This window comes from Streptomyces sp. NL15-2K (genome assembly GCF_030551255.1).
Lineage (GTDB): Bacteria > Actinomycetota > Actinomycetes > Streptomycetales > Streptomycetaceae > Streptomyces.
Genome location: NZ_CP130630.1, coordinates 290,932 through 307,514, shown reverse-complemented (window position 1 = coordinate 307,514; position 16,583 = coordinate 290,932). Strand labels below are relative to the sequence as shown.

General features: G+C 67.8%; 14 protein-coding genes. 10 read left to right on the top strand and 4 right to left on the bottom strand.

Going from position 1 to position 16,583, the window contains the following annotated elements:
- The first annotated feature begins 272 nt into the window (after positions 1-272).
- Positions 273-866: a hypothetical protein gene (locus Q4V64_RS01260; protein ID WP_253267500.1), complete on the top strand. Its 594-nt coding sequence runs from the start codon at positions 273-275 to the stop codon at positions 864-866.
- A gap of 136 nt (positions 867-1,002) precedes the next feature.
- Here Q4V64_RS01260 and Q4V64_RS01255 read toward each other — a convergent pair whose 3' ends face one another.
- The 4 genes from Q4V64_RS01255 to Q4V64_RS01240 all read right to left on the bottom strand — a co-directional run bounded on the left by Q4V64_RS01255 (position 1,003) and on the right by Q4V64_RS01240 (position 6,350).
- Positions 1,003-2,037 carry a hybrid-cluster NAD(P)-dependent oxidoreductase gene (locus Q4V64_RS01255; protein WP_124445417.1) on the bottom strand — a complete coding sequence of 345 codons (1,035 nt, stop codon included), beginning with the start codon at positions 2,035-2,037 and terminating at the stop codon, positions 1,003-1,005.
- Positions 2,034-3,302, bottom strand: a complete 1,269-nt coding sequence (locus tag Q4V64_RS01250; RefSeq protein WP_124445418.1) for an aromatic ring-hydroxylating dioxygenase subunit alpha — start codon at positions 3,300-3,302, stop codon at positions 2,034-2,036. The genes Q4V64_RS01255 and Q4V64_RS01250 overlap by 4 nt, the downstream gene beginning before the upstream one ends.
- Positions 3,303-3,356: 54 nt before the next feature.
- Positions 3,357-5,426, bottom strand: a complete 2,070-nt coding sequence (locus Q4V64_RS01245) for an NADH:flavin oxidoreductase (protein ID WP_124445419.1) — start codon at positions 5,424-5,426, stop codon at positions 3,357-3,359.
- Positions 5,427-5,567: 141 nt separating this feature from the next.
- Positions 5,568-6,350, bottom strand: a complete 783-nt coding sequence (locus tag Q4V64_RS01240; protein ID WP_172629593.1) for an IclR family transcriptional regulator — start codon at positions 6,348-6,350, stop codon at positions 5,568-5,570.
- Between the two features lie 218 nt (positions 6,351-6,568).
- Here Q4V64_RS01240 and Q4V64_RS01235 point away from each other — a divergent pair, with 218 nt between their 5' ends.
- The 9 genes from Q4V64_RS01235 to Q4V64_RS01195 all read left to right on the top strand — a co-directional run bounded on the left by Q4V64_RS01235 (position 6,569) and on the right by Q4V64_RS01195 (position 16,348).
- Positions 6,569-7,729 carry a betaine/proline/choline family ABC transporter ATP-binding protein gene (locus Q4V64_RS01235; protein ID WP_124445420.1) on the top strand — a complete coding sequence of 387 codons (1,161 nt, stop codon included), beginning with the start codon at positions 6,569-6,571 and terminating at the stop codon, positions 7,727-7,729.
- The gene (locus Q4V64_RS01230; protein ID WP_172629594.1) at positions 7,722-8,648 is read left to right on the top strand and encodes a proline/glycine betaine ABC transporter permease; all 927 of its coding nucleotides are present in this window, start codon (positions 7,722-7,724) and stop codon (positions 8,646-8,648) included. Before Q4V64_RS01235 ends, Q4V64_RS01230 begins: the two co-directional genes overlap by 8 nt.
- Positions 8,649-8,675: 27 nt before the next feature.
- Positions 8,676-9,599: a glycine betaine ABC transporter substrate-binding protein gene (locus Q4V64_RS01225; protein ID WP_172629595.1), complete on the top strand. Its 924-nt coding sequence runs from the start codon at positions 8,676-8,678 to the stop codon at positions 9,597-9,599.
- Between the two features lie 913 nt (positions 9,600-10,512).
- The gene (locus Q4V64_RS01220) at positions 10,513-10,878 is read left to right on the top strand and encodes a hypothetical protein (RefSeq protein ID WP_303708735.1); all 366 of its coding nucleotides are present in this window, start codon (positions 10,513-10,515) and stop codon (positions 10,876-10,878) included.
- The gene (locus Q4V64_RS01215) at positions 10,842-11,267 is read left to right on the top strand and encodes a hypothetical protein (RefSeq protein ID WP_253267502.1); all 426 of its coding nucleotides are present in this window, start codon (positions 10,842-10,844) and stop codon (positions 11,265-11,267) included. The genes Q4V64_RS01220 and Q4V64_RS01215 overlap by 37 nt, the downstream gene beginning before the upstream one ends.
- A 153-nt stretch (positions 11,268-11,420) precedes the next feature.
- Entirely contained in the window at positions 11,421-12,530 is a 1,110-nt protein-coding gene (locus Q4V64_RS01210; RefSeq protein WP_124445440.1) for a tyrosine-type recombinase/integrase, read from the top strand.
- Positions 12,531-12,583: 53 nt separating this feature from the next.
- Complete coding sequence (locus Q4V64_RS01205) at positions 12,584-14,779, top strand: site-specific integrase (protein WP_124445421.1); 2,196 nt, start codon at positions 12,584-12,586, stop codon at positions 14,777-14,779.
- Positions 14,769-15,179: a DUF6262 family protein gene (locus tag Q4V64_RS01200; RefSeq protein ID WP_124445422.1), complete on the top strand. Its 411-nt coding sequence runs from the start codon at positions 14,769-14,771 to the stop codon at positions 15,177-15,179. The genes Q4V64_RS01205 and Q4V64_RS01200 overlap by 11 nt, the downstream gene beginning before the upstream one ends.
- Positions 15,176-16,348: a hypothetical protein gene (locus Q4V64_RS01195; RefSeq protein WP_253267503.1), complete on the top strand. Its 1,173-nt coding sequence runs from the start codon at positions 15,176-15,178 to the stop codon at positions 16,346-16,348. The genes Q4V64_RS01200 and Q4V64_RS01195 overlap by 4 nt, the downstream gene beginning before the upstream one ends.
- Positions 16,349-16,583 lie beyond the last annotated feature (235 nt).

The window sequence follows — 16,583 nt, the reverse complement described above, 5'->3', positions numbered from 1 at the left end:
CAGGAACCGTCTCTCCCGCTCAATACGCGCGTACTTCCCCGGGCTGACGACCTCGCCTTGCGCCTCACCGGCTCGCTGCATCATGAGCAGAGGTTCTCAGCCCGGCCAGTGCCACCGCAGCCAGATCGGCGCCACTCCTGGGATTCCGAGTAGCAGGTTCATGCCCAAGGCCGTCGGCCACCGTCTGATCATCTTTACCCTTCCCGGGATCGACTGCGGGGACTGTACAGCTCAGGCCGTTCGTCCGTTCGTCCGGCTCGTAGAGGTGGCTGATGCCGTCGGTGCTCGGTCTGCTGGAAGCCCGGGAGAAGGGGGTCCGGGAGGAGAATGCGCGGTTGCGGGAGGAGGCCGAGCGGGTGCGGGCCGTACTCGGTGAGGCAGAACGCGCGCTTGAGCGGCTGGTGGATGCGCGTGCAACGCTGGCCGAGCCGCCTTCCGCGGTCGCCGAGCCGCAGCGGGGTTCGGTTGAGGGCTCGCCGGTGCCGCACCGGAGTGACGGCATGGCGGCGTCGGTCCTCGCGCCGGACTGCCAGCGGATCGTGTCGGTGCCGGAATCGGTGGGTGGGCTCTGCAGGGGCGGCCGGGGGTTGTGCACCGCGCTCGCGGTGCCGGCCGGCTCAGACGCACCAGGGCGGCGTCCGACCAGGTGGCCGCTTGCGCGCGGGCGACCGATTCGAGCACCGCGGATGGTGGAAAGAACGCTGAGCCGGCTGATGCGCTCGCGTCGCCTGGTGCGTGACTACGAGACGCTGCCCGCCATGTACGAGGCCACGGCGCTGTGGTCGATGACCGTGCTTATGAACGCCATTCCACGTGACCCCGCGTCACGGACGGGGGAGTCGAACCGGATCTTGTGGCCGACCTGATCTGACCGGTGCGGCAACCAGCCGCGCGGCGTCGGACCAGGAGGGGACGCCCGCCCGCGACCCTCGCTCATGATCAACGGCATGAGGGAGAGTCTCGGGCGATCTCTTGCGTCGGCCGGGTGGCGTCGTGTTGTCCTCACGCGTCGATCGCGAGGTCTTCCAGCGGTTTTGAGCAGCAGAGCAGGATCTTGTTCTGGGTGATCTCGCGTGGCCGGATGCCTCCGTTGTGCTGCATGTCGACGGAGCCGGAGAGCAGGGTGGTCTTGCAGGTGCCGCACATGCCCTGCGCGCACGAGGCCGGCAGGCTGAGGCCGGCTCGGGACGCGGCGGCGAGGAGCGAGGTGTCGGCGTCGCACTCGATGGTGCGTCCGCTGCGGGTGAACTCGACCTTGAAACCGGCACTCGTGTCGGCGTCGGGCGAGGCGCCGGCCGACGCGGTCGGCGTCTCGAAGGTGAAGCTCTCCTCGTGGTAGTGGTCCATGTCGAGGCCCGCGTCGGACAGCATGCGCCGTACGGCGGCCATGTAGGGGGCGGGTCCGCAGGTGAAGACCTCCCGTTCGAGGAGGTCCGGCGCGACCTGCCGGAGCGTCTCGATCGTCAGCCGGCCGCGGTATCCGCCCCAGGGGGCGTACGGGCGGTCCTCCTCGCAGATGTGGACCACCCGGATGTTCGGCGCTGTCGCGGCGATGAGGTCGAGTTCGTGGCGGAAGACGATGTCCGCCGGGGTGCGGGCGCTGTGCACGAACACCACGTCGGCGGGGTCGGCCAGGTCGTACAGCGTCCTGGTCATCGCCATCGACGGCGTCACTCCGACGCCCCCGGACAGGAAGAGGTACTTGGGCGCCGGATGCCGGGCCGTGGAGAACTCGCCGAGCGGTCCGTGTGCCCGCACGGTGTCGCCGGGCTTGAGGTGGTCGTGCAGCCAGTTCGACACGAGGCCGCCCGGTACGCGCTTCACGGTGATCGAGAGCAGGAAGGGGCGGGTGGGCGGGGAGGAGATGGTGTAGCAGCGCTGAACCGGCCGGCCGTCGATGTCGAGGGCCAGTGTCAGGAACTGGCCCGGCTCGTGCCGGAACAGCCGGGGTTCGGCGTACTCGAACACGAACGTGGTGACGTCGTGCGTGAGCGGGTGAACCTGACGGCACACCAGCAGTTCTTCGGTCTCGGTCATCGCTGCCGCTCCAGGTGTGCCTTGAGCCGGGTCACGTACCAGTTGACGAACGCCTGGACGTCTTCCTCCGTCGGGCCGTACGGGCCCGGCAGGTAGGCCGGGGTGCTGATGCCCTGGTGGGCGCGGGCGACGAACGCCGCGTCCTGGTCGTTCGTGGCCCTCCACACCTTCGTCAGCGTGTCGAGGTCGTAGTCGATCCCCTCGACGGCGTCGGCGTGCACGAGCCAGGTGGTGCGGACGAGTGTGCGGTCCGGGGCGAGCGGGATCGCGGTGAACGTGATCGCGTGGTCGGCCATGACATGGAACCAGGAGTTGGGCTGCAGGTGCATGGACAGCCGGCCCAGGCGGGCCGTGGGGAAGTCCGCCAGCAGGCGCTTGCACGCGGCTGTGCCGTCCGGGGTGTAGGACTCTCCGGCCTGGTCGAGGGGTTCGCGCTGGATACGGAAACCCGTGGTGCGGGTGTCCAGTTCCTCGATCGCGGCGTAGGGGAGGCCGAGGGATTCGTAGGTCCTGCGGGCGTCGGCGTCGGCCCGCTGGAAGCGCTCGTAGGCAGGGCGCAGTGCAGGAGGGATGTCCTGCTCCTGGTAGCCGTAGATCGGGAAGTAGCAGGCCTGGAGTTCCGGGTGGCCAGTGCAGTGGTAGCACTCCCGGTTGTTCTCCATGGTCAGCTTCCAGTTGCCGTTCTCGACCAGGTCGATCTGCGTGGCGACCTTCGCCTTGGCCAGGTTGTGCGGTGCGAGGTACGGCTCGACGCGGGCGGCGACCTCGTCGAAGTCGTCGGGCGGCGTCTCGGCCAGGCAGATGAAGACCAGCCCGGCCACCGTGCGCGCGTGCACGGACCGCAGCGAGAAGCATTTCGGGTCGAAGCCGGGCGCCTGGGACTCGGCGTGCAGCAGTCTGCCGTCCACGCCGTACGTCCACCGGTGGTACCCGCAGACGATGTTGCCCACCGAGCCGCGTTCGTCGTTGAGGATGCGCGCGCCGCGGTGGCGGCAGACGTTGTGGAAGGCCCGTACGTCCTCGTCGTCGTCGCGGACGACGATGACCGAGTACGGCCCGACGGTAACTGTCACGTAGTCGCCGGGCTCGGGAAGTTCCGCCTCGGCGGCGACGAACAGCCAGTGCCGGGCGAAGACCGCCTCGATGTCGAGGCCGAAGAACTCCTCGCCGACGTAGAACGGGGCTTCGAGGCTGTGTCCGAGGGTGCGTCGGGCAATGAGGTCGGCTGGGGAGCGCACCTCGGCGGCGGGTGTCACTGGGTTCATCTCATCTCTCCGACTGGGCTCGGAAGTTGACGTGAGGTCATGGGGTCAGGGAGTTCAGACCGGCAGACACAGCCGCAGCGCGTCGTAGATCGCGGCGTGGATGTTGCGGGCGGCGACGGCGTCGCCGATGCGGAACAACTGGTAGCGGCCCGCCTCGTTGTTGACCACCGCTTGTTCCTTGTGCGCCAGCAAGGCGCGGTGGTCGACCTCGCCGCGATTGGTCGATTGGGGGAGCAGCTCGATGTACAGCTCGTCGTTCGGCAGGGTTCCGTGCTCCACGATCACCTGGTCCACGATCCGCTCGGTCTCGGCCTCGGTGTACTCGCTGTAGAGGGTCGCGGCGAGCCGTCCCTCCTTGGTTCGGCGCACGGAGCGCAGGCGCTGGGCGAGCGTGGTGATGACGTCGTGTGCGGTGAACGCCCTTAGGTAGGCGGGGGAGTTCATGCTGCCGACGTCGGGGGCGAGGGTGCGCTCCGGGGTGACGTACTCGATCCAGGCGCCGGACGTGGTGAGGACCTCCACGGCGTCCATGGCCGGGTAGCCGCCGTGGTCGTCGTAGACGAGGATCTCGCCGGCGCCTCCGCGCCGACGGGGCAGGGAGCCTGTCATCACGTCCCAGGTGTCGGCGACCAGATCCTCGCCCTCGGTGAGGAAGCTGCGGTTGGGTAGGCCTCCGGTGGCGACGATCACGAGGTCGGGGTGTTCGGCGAGGACGTCGGGTTTCTCGGCGTACGTTCCGAAGCGGAGGTCGACCCCGAGGTGCTTGCACTCGGCGATGCGCCAGTCGACGATGCCGAGCAGATCGTGGCGGCGCGGGTTCGACGCGGCGAGCCTGATCTGCCCGCCGGGCTGGTCACTCGCCTCGAACAGGACGACATCGTGACCGCGTTCGCCCAGCACGCGGGCCGCTTCCAGACCGGCCGGACCGGCACCGACGACAACGGCCTTCCTGCGGCGGCCGATGGTGGGGGAGATGAGGTGCGGTACGTGGAGTTCGCGGCCGGCGGCCGGGTTGTGAATGCACTTGGTGTCGCCGGAGTCGTAGATCGCGTCGAGGCAGTAACTCGCCCCGACGCAGGGCCGGATGCGGTCCTCCTGGCCGGCCTTCACCTTGGCGACCAGGTGCGGGTCGGCGATCTGCGCGCGGGTCATGCCGACCAGGTCGAGCAGCCCCTCGCGCAGGGCGTGCCGCGCGGTGGCGACGTCGGCGATGCGCGCCGCGTGCATCACCGGGATGGAGAGGCGGCGCTTGACCTCGCCGGTGAAGTCCAGGAACGGCCCGAGCGGGGTGCCGATGGACGGGATGGTCTTCGCCAGGGACGCGTCGCTCTCGAGGGAGCCGCGGATGGCGCTGATGAAGTCGATACCGTCGGCGGCGTACTGCTCGGCGGCCGTGAGTGCCTCATCGAAGGTGAGACCAGGGAGGCCGCCGGGGTGCGCCTCGTCGAGCGACATCCGGATGCCGACGACGAAGTCCGGGCCGACGGCTTCGCGGACGGCCCGGATCACCCGGCGCGGGAACGCCATGCGGTTGTCCAGGCTGCCGCCCCACTCGTCGTCGCGGTGGTTGGTCGCGGGGGACAGGAAGCTGTCCAGGAAGTGGCCGTATGCCTCCAGCTCGATGCCGTCGAGGCCGCCCTCCCGGCAGCGAACCGCCGCGGCGGCGTAGTCGGCGACGATCCGGTCCAGGTCCCAGGCCTCGGCCGCCTTCGGGAATGAACGGTGCGCGGGTTCACGCAGTGGTGAGGCGGACACCACCGGGAGCCAGTCGCCGGTGAAGTTGCTGGTACGGCGGCCGAGATGGGTGACCTGGCACATGACCGCGGCCCCGGCTTCGTGCACGTCGTCGGCGAGCCGGCGCAGCCACGGCACGATGTCGTCGCGGTACAGGAGCAGATTGCCGAATGCCGGCGGGCTGTCGGGCGAGACCACCGCCGAGCCGCCGATCATCGTCAGGCCGACCCCGCCCCGCGCCTTCTCCAGGTGATAGGCCCGGTAGCGGTCCTTGGGCATGCCCTCTTCGCCGAACGCGGGTTCGTGGGAGGTGCTGACCACGCGGTTGCGCAGGGTGAGGTGCTTGAGCTGGAAGGGCTGGAGCAGGGGATCAAGGGTGGTTGAGGGCACAGCCGCTCCTCAGGGACGCGTCGGGCGGTGGTTTCGCTATGCGAAACTAAACCGCGATACGGGACAGATAGTGAAGCTGGGAATCCCGGCCGTCAAGAGCCCTCTGTCTGTCTCGCGGCGTGGCCCGGATTGGCGCCGGGCTCAGCCGCGCTTCACGTAGCCCCGGCGCCAGGAGATCTTCGCGCCGGCCTTCATCACCTGTTCCGCGAGGTCGGGAATGGTGTCCTCGTTGATCCGGAAGGTCGGCCCGGACAGGGTCACGGCCGCGATGACCTGGCCGTTCAGGGAGTGGACCGGGGCGGCGATGGCGGCCAGGCCGATCTCGTGCTCTTCGCTGGTGGTGGCGTAACCGCGCTCTCGGACCGCTTTGAGCTCCGCCGCGAGACGCACCGGGTCGATGATGGTGTGCGGGGTGTACTGCTCCGGCCGCTTCGCGAAGATCTCCGCGATCTCGTCGGGGGTCATGTGCGCCATGAAGAGCTTGCCTGCCGAAGTGGCGTGCATCGGGGAGTGCCGGCCGACCCAGTCGATGCTCATGATCGCCGAACCGATCGCCTGGTCGATGCTGATCACGTCGTCGCCGTCCCGGATCGCGACGTTCACGGTGTCGCCCACGGCCGCGGCCAACTCCTGGCAGACGGGGTGACTCAGCACGGCCAGGTCGTTCACCTTGCTCGCGCCGCCCGCCAGTTCCACCACCGTGTACCCGATGCGGTACCGCCCGCGCTCGGCGTCCTGCTCGACCATGCCCCGTGACTCCAGTGTCGCCAGCAGCCGGAACACGGTCGACTTGTGGATGGCCAGTTCCTCGGCGATCTCGGTCACCCCGCTGGGGCCCCGCGTGGCCAGCACTTGCAGGATCGATACCGCCCGGTCGACGGACTGCACCGAGTGATCACGTGGGCGGCTGCCGTTGCTGGTCATGGCGGAAGAGTAGTCGAGCGGCAGGCGCTGCCCGGTGGGACGGCCGCATGGTGCGCCTTCCCGTGATGGTCGTCCGGGGTTAATTCGCCGTTTCCTTCCTCCAAGGGCCTTGACGGGGCGCCCGGCGCGGGGACATCGTGCGTACCGCAATACGCACTGGTTTCGTATTGCGAAACAACCTCGACCTTTCCGCCCCGCGCGGACCCCGGAGGTGGGGCATGGTGATTGAGGCATCTCGGCTGAAAAAGGTGTACGGCTCGGCATCCGACGGAGTGCACGCGGTCGACGACGTGACGTTCGACGTGGCGCCAGGAGAGCTCTTTGTGATCATGGGGCTGTCGGGTTCCGGCAAGTCGACCCTGCTCCGCATGCTCAACCGGCTGGTGGAGCCGACCTCCGGTGAACTGCGCATCGACGGCCGCGATGTGTTGGCGATGGGCGACGCGGACCTTCGGGAGCTGCGCAACCGCAAGGTCAACATGGTCTTCCAGCACTTCGCGCTGTTCCCGCATCGCACGGTGCGTGAGAACGCCGCCTACGGCATGCGGCTGCGGGGGGTCGCCGAATCCGAGCGGCTCGATCGCGCCGACTGGGCGCTGCGAACGGTCGGCCTCGGTGACCGGGGCGATGCCTACCCCGGCGAATTGTCCGGTGGTCAGCGACAGCGCGTAGGCCTTGCCCGTGCGCTCGCCACGGACGCCGAGATCCTGCTCATGGACGAGCCGTTCAGCGCGCTCGACCCGCTGATCCGCCGCGACATGCAGGACCTGCTGCTGATCCTGCAGCGGGACCTGCGCCGCACGATCGTCTTCGTCACCCACGACCTCAACGAGGCGATGCGGCTGGGCGACCGGATCATGGTCATGCGCGACGGGCGCGTCGTACAACTCGGCTCCGCGACCGACATCCTCCACTCGCCCGCCGACGACTACGTTCGCGACTTCGTCTCCGACGTCGACCGTTCACGCGTGCTGACCGCGAGCGCCATCATGCGCGAGCCGCTGATGACGGCGAGCGCGGACGACGATCCCCGGGACGTCCTGAGGAGGCTGTCGAACATCGAGGCCGCGGGGGTATACGTACGGGACTCCGACGGGCGCATCGCCGGCGTGGCGCGCGACGACCTGCTCTCCCAGGCGGTCCGGGATGGCCGTACGTCCGTGCGCGAATGCCTGGTCGAGGAGTACGAGCGGACCGGCCCCGACACCCTGCTCGTCGACCTGTGCCCGCGGGTCGGACGGCACGCCGTGCCCCTTGCCGTCACCGACGACGACGGCCGGCTCCTCGGCGTCGTCCCCCGTGCGGCACTCCTCACGGCTCTGTCCGACCCCCGGAAGTCGGACGCGACCGACCCCCGGAAGGAGGCGGCCCATGTCTAGCCCCTTGTTCACCATCGATCTCGGTACGCCGGTCAGTTCCGCCGTCGACTGGCTCACGCAGCACCTGGGCGGCGCCTTCGACGCCATCTCCTCGGTGATGACGACGCTGGTCAACGCCGTACTCTTCGTCCTCACCGCACCCCATCCACTCGTCGTGACAGGGGTCTTCGCGGCACTCGCGTACGTCGCCGGCAAGTGGGGCTTCGCCGCCTTCACCGTCGTCGCCTTCCTCCTCATCCAGGGCATGAACCTGTGGACCGAGGCGATGCAGTCCCTTGCGGTCGTCACGGTCGCGTCCGCCCTCGCCGTGGCCATCGGGGTACCCATAGGCGTCTGGGCCGCCCGGGGCCGGGTGGCCAGCGCCGTCGTCCGGCCGGTGCTCGACTTCATGCAGACCCTGCCGGTGTTCGTCTACCTCATCCCGGCCGTCTTCTTCTTCGGCATCGGCCTCGTCCCCGGAGTCGTCGCGACCACCGTCTTCGCCGTCCCGCCCGCCGTCCGCCTCACCGAACTGGGCATCCGGCAGGTCGACAAGGAGGTCGTCGAGGCCGCGCACGCCTTCGGCGCCAAGCCCCGCGAGATCCTGCGGGAGGTCCAACTCCCGCTCGCCCTGCCCTCGATCATGGCCGGCATCAACCAGGTGATCATGCTGGCGCTGTCCATGGTGGTCATCGCCGGCATGGTCGGCGCCGCCGGCCTCGGCACCGTCGTCGTCCGCGGCATCAGCCAACTCGACGTGGGCGTCGGCTTCCAGGGCGGACTGGCCGTCGTCTTCCTCGCCATCTTCCTCGACCGCGTCACCGGCGCGCTGGCCACGCCGAGGCGACGCCGGCGCCGCAAGAACCGCACCCGGCCCACCCCGGCCGCCGACGTCACCTCCGATCCCGCCCCCGAACCCGCCATCGCCGCTTCGGCGTGAAGACTGTCTCAGAACAGGAAACCGCTCATGAACCGCACCTCACGCCGATCCCGCGGCGCACTTCTCCTCGGCTGTATTGCCACCGTACTCACTCTGGTCACCACCGCGTGCAGCGGAGAGACGGCGAGCGTGGACTCCGGCTCCGGCGGGGGGCGCGGCGACTCTAAGACGCTGAAGATCGCCGTCGTCGAGGGCTGGGACGAGGGCACCTCCGCCACGTATCTCTGGAAGGAGATCCTCGAAGAGCGCGGTTACAAGGTCGACGTTCAGTCACTGGACGTCGCCAGCACCTTCACCGGCGTCGCGAACAAACAGGTCGACCTCTACCTCGACGCCTGGCTGCCCAGTACCCACGAGTCGTATTGGAAGAAGCTCGGCTCCAAGCTGGAGGTCACCTCCACCTGGTACGCACCGGCCGACCTCAATCTGACCGTCCCCACGTACGTGAAGGACGTCAACTCGATCGCCGATCTCAAGGCGCATGCATCGGAGTTCGGCGGCCAGATCGTCGGCATCGAGGCGGGCTCCGGCCTGATGCGGCTCACGCGTGAGAGCGTCATGCCCGCCTACGGTCTCAAGGATGACTATCAGCTCACCGAAAGCAGCAGCTCCGCCATGCTCTCCGCGCTGCAGAGCGCGATCGGCAAGAAGAAACCGATCGTGGTCACCTTGTGGCGACCGCACTGGGCGTACGCGAAGCTGCCGCTGAAGGTCCTCAAGGACCCCAAGGGCGCATACGGCGACCCCGACAAGGTCCAGGCCATCGCCCCCAAGGGCTTCGCCGCCGACCACCCCGAACTGGCCGGATGGCTCAAGAACTTCAAGCTCACCTCGGCCCAGCTGGGCAGCCTTGAACTGCTGCTTCAGAAGAGGGGCTCGGGCCATGAGCAGGAAGCCGCGAAGGAGTGGATCGGTGAGAACAAGACGCTGGTCGAATCCTGGCTGAAGTGAGCCGCACCGGGGGACCGTGACGGGTCGTTCGGACCGTTTTCCTCAACGGAGCACCGTTTCTCCATTCGTCGCGGTTCTGGTGCAGGCGCTTCGAGAGCATGGCGTTGGAGTTGATCTGACGCTGAATGGGCGGAAGGGGGGTTCTTCCCCCCGCCGACGGGGAAGATCGTCGAGTGCGTCGATGTCCCTGATCTCTCTGTTTGAGGCTGACGACGCCCCGGTTCGACCACCGCCGTCGCGGTCCGGTGCCAGAGCTCCTCCTCGTCCTCCAGCCTCCCGGTGCGGCGCAGGATGTTGCGCGTCTGGCGGTGAGGCGGGCAGTAGTCGGCGTTGCCGCGGACCCGGTAGCAAGCGGCGACCACGCAGGGGCCCAGGCTGTCGAACGGCTGCAGGTCAGGCAGTTGGAGGAACCGGGTGGCCATCTTGTCGCAGTCCTTGACCGGGCAGATGCGGGCACCGAGGAGGGGGAGCGCGGGAAGGTGACGACCAGGAGGTGGTCCACCGGCACGGCCCACGACTTCTTGGACTTGGACCAGGCGCCGTTCTCGTTCTGCCGTCGCGCGACGTGAACGTGGGCGCCCTCGACCGAGCCCGAGGGCCCGGGAGTCCGTCATCAGGTGAGGATCGTTGCGGCACAGGCCAGCGACCTGCCCCGGCTGCAGACCAACACGGGAAATTCCCCAGCTGCAACAGTTCGTACACCTTCGCATCGGCCGTTGCTGCTGATCAGATCCCCTGACGCGGGAATGCCCGGAGTCCCTTGCGCAGTTGACCAGCACCACTCGGTGTGGACGCAACAATGATGCGTTTGATACAGCGACACGCGTGGTCGCTGAGGCACCCGGTTCGGTGCGTCTTGCGCTGGCCCCGAACGTTGTCCTTCTGGACCCGGAGCCAGCTGGTTTCCTCTGCAATGAAGGAGGGATGGGCTCGGCAGCAGTCCGCGCGGTTTCTCCAGGCTTCGACGATCCAGCCCCGGCTGCCTCTGCTTCAACGGCTCGAGGAGTTCACGGGGTTGTACCCGTGGCAGTGGACTCCCGCCGATGGCGAGGCGTTCATCGTCCACCTTCGCAGCGGGTCCAAGCCGATCCAGTTGTCTACGGCTCGGTCTTACGAGGTGGTCATCGAGCTGTTCGTGGAGTACTTGCTGGACCGCCGGTACGGGTGGGTTGAGACCTGCCAGGAACGGTTCGGCCTGTCACCGCAGGTGATCTTCCACGAAGTAACTCTGTTCTTCACTCGGTGGAGTACGAAGGCGATCCCCGGCGTCGGCCTCTGACCTACGACGAGGTCCAGGCGCTGTTCGACGCTGCCGATGCCCGACCTCGACGCATTCACGGGCAGGGCCGGAAGGGCACGCTCACCGCACTACGCGATGCTGCCGCACTCAAGACGATCTATGCCTACGGCACCCGGCGGACCGAGTCTTCGAGGGTCGACCTGGTGGATCTGCGACGTCATAGGAAGGCGCCGCAGTTCGGGCAGGCTGGCAGCATGGCCGTCCGGTACGGGAAGTCCTCCAAGGGCACACCGCCGAAGCGACGGACGGTGCTTCTGGTCCCCGAGATGGATTGGGTAGTCGACGTCCTCGACGAGTGGGTGCACGAGATGGCCTCGACGAGGACCTCGACCTGCACTGTCTGCGCCACAGCTACATCACGCATCTGACCGAGTTCGGCTACCCTGCCCGCTTCGTTCAAGTTCTCTTGAGCCCTCTGGTGTGTGTCCATGACGTGCAGCACGAGTCCGGGGTGGGCGGTGGTCTGTGTGGTGGAGGTGGTTATCTACCGCCGTCCATCACGCAGTTCTTCGGGAGGTTTGATGCTGGTGCAACGGGTGTTGATGCCCGCCTCGTCGCTTGAGTCGTGGACGGTCCTTGGCGACGAGGGCGGGATAGTCGAGCCGATCGAGCGCTATCTGACCTACCTGACCGACATCGAGCGGTCCCCGAACACGGTCAAGGCATACGCCCATGATCTGAAGGATTGGTTCGTCTTCCTCGGCCGGCGCGGTCTGGACTGGCGCGAGGTGCGGTTGGAGGATCTGGGCGAGTTCGTCGCCTGGCTCCGGCTGCCGCCTGCGGGTCGTGACGGCAGGGTCGCGTTGCTGCCGTCAGCGGAGCATCACTGCGGGGTGACCACGGTCAACCGAAAGCTGTCGGCGGTCAGCGGTCTTTACGTCTTCCACGCCCGTCACGGCGTGGACCTGGGTGATCTGGTCACCGAGCTGCAGCCGGTGCGAGCCCGACGGACGGGCTGGAAGCCGTTTCTGTATCACCTGGCCGGCGGCGAACCCGAGCGGCGCCGCACGATCAAGCTGAAGACGCCTCGCATGCACCCGACCATCCTGACCGCCGCCCAGGTCCAGGCAATCCTGGACGCGTGCACCCGGCTGCGGGACCGGTTCTTGTTCGCGCTGCTGTGGGAGACCGGCATCCGGATCGGCGAGGCCCTTGGTCTGCGTCACGAGGATCTCGCTGCGGCAGAAGGCGAGTTGATCGTCACTCCGCGAGTCAATGACAACCGGGCACGGGCCAAGTCCGCCTCTCCCCGCACTGTGCCCGTCGGCCCCGAGATCATCCGGCTCTACGCGGACTATCTCCACGACGAGTACGGCGACCTGGACAGCGATTACATGTTCGTCAACCTCTGGGGCGGCTCCTACGGACACCCGCTGACCTATGCGGCCGTCTACGACCTGGTGCTGCGAATCCGCCGTGCCACCGGCATCGACTTCGACCCTCACTGGTTCCGTCACACCCGGGCCACTTTGCTCCTGCGCCGCAAGGTGCCCATCGAGGTCGTCAGTACCTTGCTTGGCCATTCCTCGATCGCCACCACGCTCGATATTTACGGTCACTTGTCCGTCGAGGACGCCCGTCGCGCCCTGGAGGCCGCCGGGTTCCTGACCGGGCGGGAGGTCCACTGGTGAGTGAGTCGACTCCCGCTGTTCCCCTTCCCGGCTCAGGGCTACTGGGCAAACTCATGGCTGCGGTCCGGCCGGAGTTCCGCGTCGGTGTGTTCATCCCCGCTCCGGGAGAGCTGATCTTCGGGCTGGGAGCCTGCCGGGTTCCCGGATGTCCACGGCAGCCCCGCACCCGTCAGCTCTGCCGCGGTCATTACTACCGCTGGCAGCGGCGCGGAGGCCCCGACATCGAAACGTTCATCGCCGATCCCGGCCCCGGCCCGGTCGGGCGGACTGAACTGACCGAGTGCTCCGTCGCCGGCTGCCACTACGGTGCGGCCCGCCAAGGGCTGTGCGTGAGCCATCACGGCTTCTGGGAACGAACGGGCAAGCCCGAGAAGAAGAAGTGGGTGGCCGATCTGCCGGCGGTCGCCGACAGCAGCCACCAGATCTGCCGCTTGTCGTTCTGCACCCTGTGGATCCAGGGGAAGTCGCCGTTCTGCCACAACCACAAGTCCCGCTGGTATGCCGTCGGCAGCCCCGAGATCGAGGAGTTCGTACGCCGCTGCGAGGTCGCCGGAGACGACCGCTTCGACTTCCGGCCGCTGGACGACAAGCGTCAGCTCAAGCTCGAATTGCAGTACGCGCTGCAGTGCCGCCACGACGAGCGGCAGGTCAACACCCATAGCTCGGCCGTCTCGCCGGTGATCCGGCTGACCGCCGCCAGCGAGGCAGGATCCTTGCTGGAGTGGCCGATGGAGCAGTGGAGTGAGCACTTCGCCGCGATGCGCGGGGCCAGCCATGACCAGAACGGACAACTTGCGTTCCTGCGCTACGCGCACGAGCATCTGGAGGATCTCGCCTGCGGCAGCGGCTGGGAGAGCGAGTTCCCCCGCGATGTGTGGGTGCTGCGTCGGCTCGGAATCGAGGGCACCCGGGCCCGGTTGCGGTTCGACCGCATCGCCCAGCCATGGCTGCGCGAGCCGGCCAAAAGGTTCGTGCGCTGGCGGCTCAGTATCGGCCGCAGCATCAACCAGGCCGTCGTCGACATCCTCGCGCTCAACCGATTCTCCGGCTTCCTGGCCGACCCACGGGTCGCCGCGGGCGGTCTGGTTGCGGTGGACCGGAAGGTACTCGAACGCTACCTGGCCGATCTCGCCGTCGACCCGCGGTCGATCCACTCGCGCGGCCGGGACATCGGCTCGCTGAACGCGTTCTTCCACGCCATTCGCCGCCACGGCTGGGACGAGACCCTTCCGGCGAACGCGACCTTCTACCCCGACGACTTCCCCCGTCCCGACAAGCGGTTGCCCCGGGCGCTTGCCGAGCAGGTCATGGCCCAGGTCGAGCAGCCCGCCAACCTCGACCGCTGGCACAACCCCGAGGGCCGCCTGCTGACCTTGGTCCTCATGCGGTGCGGGCTGCGGGTCGGTGACGCCTGCAACCTGGCCTTCGACTGCATCATCCGGGACGCCGACGGCGCCGCCTATCTGCGCTACCTCAACCGGAAGATGAAACGCGAGGCCCTGGTCCCCATCGACGAGGAGGTCGAGGGCGAGATCACCGCCCAGCAGCAGCGCGTCCTGGGACGCTGGCCCGGCGGCAGCCGGTGGCTGTTCCCGGCCCCGCGGATGAACCCCGACGGCACCCGACCGCTGACCACCCACTCCTACCGCGGACAGCTCGATCTCTGGCTGGAGCGCTGCGACGTCCGCGACGAGCACGGCCGGGCGGTGCACCTGACGCCCCATCAATGGCGCCACACTTTTGGAACCAGGCTGATCAACCGGGACGTCCCACAGGAAGTCGTACGCGTCCTTCTTGATCACTCCTCGGGTGAGATGACCGCGCATTACGCCCGGCTGCACGACACCACGGTTCGCCGGCACTGGGAGAAGGCCCGCAAGGTCAACATCAAGGGCGAGAGCGTCACCGTCGATCCCGACGGCCCGCTGGCCGAGGCCACCTGGGCCAAGCAGCGGCTCGGCCGCGTGACCCAGGCCCTACCCAACGGCTACTGCGGCCTGCCAGTACAGAAAACCTGTCCGCATGCCAACGCTTGCCTGACCTGCCCGATGTTCGTCACCACCCCCGAGTTCCTGCCACAACACCGCGATCAGCGCCAGCAGTTGCTGCAGATCGTCTCCGCCGCCGAGGCCCGCGGCCAAACGCGGGTGGTCGAGATGAACCGCCAAGTCCTCGGAAACCTGGAGAAGGTCATTACCGGTCTGGAGTCCGATCCCGGGCAGTCGGGGGCTTCCGCCGATGCGAGCTGACAACAGCCAGCACATCGTCGACGCAGCCCGCCGCCGCAGCGAGTACACCCGCGCCAAGGCCGTCCAGGCCCTCCGCACTCTCGACGCAGCGGGCGAGCCGGTCACCTTCGAGACCGTCGCGAATCAGGCCGGAGTGTCCAGGTCCTGGCTCTATGCCCAGCCGGACCTGCGGGCTGAAGTCGAACGCCTGCGAGCGGCACACCACCGAGGACCCGTGTCTCCAGTTCCGGCTCGCCAACGGACCTCCGACGCCTCTCTGCTGCGGCGGCTCGAAGCCGCGAACACCCGTGTCCGGCAGCTCACCGAGGAGAACCGGCGACTCCGCGACCAACTCGCCGGCGCACTGGGCGAGCAACGAGCAGAAAGAATCACGAAAGAACAAGCGAAGGGAAGACAATGAGTACCGCCGAAGAGCAGGACCGGCTCCTGCGCAGACCCAGAAGCGCCCTCGAACGAGCACGGCAGGACTCGACGATGTGGGCAGACCTGGCCTACTGCGCCCAGGTTACCGACGAGGGTCCCGTGGCCGACCGCAACAGAGCGGCCCGCTTCGCCGTTCTGTGGGCACTGCAATACGACCGCCGCCCCCAGGACCTGCCGCTCCTGCGCTTCCTGCTCCAGCAGCAGACCACGTACTACCGCGAGGCCGTCCCCTGGGGCATGGCCCCCGACCTAACCCTGGCGGGATTCCTGGTCGCCGAACACCGGCAGGCGGAGGACCTTTGGCTGCACTGGGACGCCAAGAACATCAGCTTCGATACGGCGCTGGGCTACCACCTCTATCATCTCCTCACCGCAGGCATCGCCGCCGCCACGGAGACGGTGCGAGCCAGCTCCCACCCCGACCGCGCACGCATCCTGGGCGACATCACATCGCCCCGGCATACCGATGCCGCCGTCGAGGAATGGCTGGACCGGCAAGGCACACGATTCCCTTCCGATCCGGCCGACGAAGGACTCAAGTCGTGGGCCCACCACGCCGCGCGCCTCGGCGAGCGCGAGGTGTCCCGCCTCTTCATGACCGAATGGGCGGCAGGTGAGCCCCGAACCGGCGACACGCTCAACACACTGCAGTTCCACCTCGCTCAGCTCGGCTACCTCGCCGAAGCCGTGGAAGTACAGAAAGAAGCCGTCGCGATCAGTGATTCGTCGTGGTCAGGAGCAAGGGTGAGCAAACTTCTCACCCTTGCTCGGCTGCAACGCCGAACCGACGACTACACGGGCACACGGCAAACACTTCAGGAGGCCCAGCGCAGCCTGCCTCCCGACAAGCAGGGCTTCGACCAGGGAATATGGCGGCATTTCGTCAAGGAGTGCTTCCTCCTCGTCCCGATCGCACCCGACGACTCAACAGCGCACCGACTGCTCGCCGCCAGCGAGCAGGACCTGCACGGGATTCCTCGGCTCTGGATGGACGGAGTCCTCGACGCCGCAATCGCGGCTGCCGAACACCTCGGCGACCAGCCGGCACTCCACCGTTACCGCGCTCAGCAGCAGGCCGCGGCCCGCGAACGCGATCAGGAACTCGGGCAGCCCCGCCACCCCTCGTCAGGACCCGCAACCTCGTGAACTCCAGCACCAGCCGCCCGGAGATGAGCCACCCCATCAGGAACCGCAGCAGCGCGTCTCGCCCTGATAACGATCAGTCAGCTATCCGCTACGGGAACGCGGCTGCCAACTCCGCCTCGACAACAGCGTCCTCAACGCGAACGCCAAGGTCACAGGCACGAAGCCTGCCCGGACTCAAGATAATCCAGCAGCAGGTGGGACATACCCACGCGTCTACGACGGCCATCTACATGGG

Bases quoted from the DNA above. Each gene is read 5' to 3' on its own strand.
- Q4V64_RS01255 (WP_124445417.1), bottom strand. From the start codon at position 2,037: ATGACCGAGACCGAAGAACTGCTGGTGTGCCGTCAGGTTCACCCGCTC.
- Q4V64_RS01225 (WP_172629595.1), top strand. From the start codon at position 8,676: ATGAACCGCACCTCACGCCGATCCCGCGGCGCACTTCTCCTCGGCTGT.
- Q4V64_RS01250 (WP_124445418.1), bottom strand. From the start codon at position 3,302: ATGAACCCAGTGACACCCGCCGCCGAGGTGCGCTCCCCAGCCGACCTC.
- Q4V64_RS01230 (WP_172629594.1), top strand. From the start codon at position 7,722: ATGTCTAGCCCCTTGTTCACCATCGATCTCGGTACGCCGGTCAGTTCC.
- Q4V64_RS01260 (WP_253267500.1), top strand. From the start codon at position 273: ATGCCGTCGGTGCTCGGTCTGCTGGAAGCCCGGGAGAAGGGGGTCCGG.
- Q4V64_RS01205 (WP_124445421.1), top strand. From the start codon at position 12,584: ATGGCTGCGGTCCGGCCGGAGTTCCGCGTCGGTGTGTTCATCCCCGCT.
- Q4V64_RS01210 (WP_124445440.1), top strand. From the start codon at position 11,421: ATGCTGGTGCAACGGGTGTTGATGCCCGCCTCGTCGCTTGAGTCGTGG.
- Q4V64_RS01220 (WP_303708735.1), top strand. From the start codon at position 10,513: ATGAAGGAGGGATGGGCTCGGCAGCAGTCCGCGCGGTTTCTCCAGGCT.
- Q4V64_RS01235 (WP_124445420.1), top strand. From the start codon at position 6,569: ATGGTGATTGAGGCATCTCGGCTGAAAAAGGTGTACGGCTCGGCATCC.
- Q4V64_RS01200 (WP_124445422.1), top strand. From the start codon at position 14,769: ATGCGAGCTGACAACAGCCAGCACATCGTCGACGCAGCCCGCCGCCGC.
- Q4V64_RS01240 (WP_172629593.1), bottom strand. From the start codon at position 6,350: ATGACCAGCAACGGCAGCCGCCCACGTGATCACTCGGTGCAGTCCGTC.
- Q4V64_RS01195 (WP_253267503.1), top strand. From the start codon at position 15,176: ATGAGTACCGCCGAAGAGCAGGACCGGCTCCTGCGCAGACCCAGAAGC.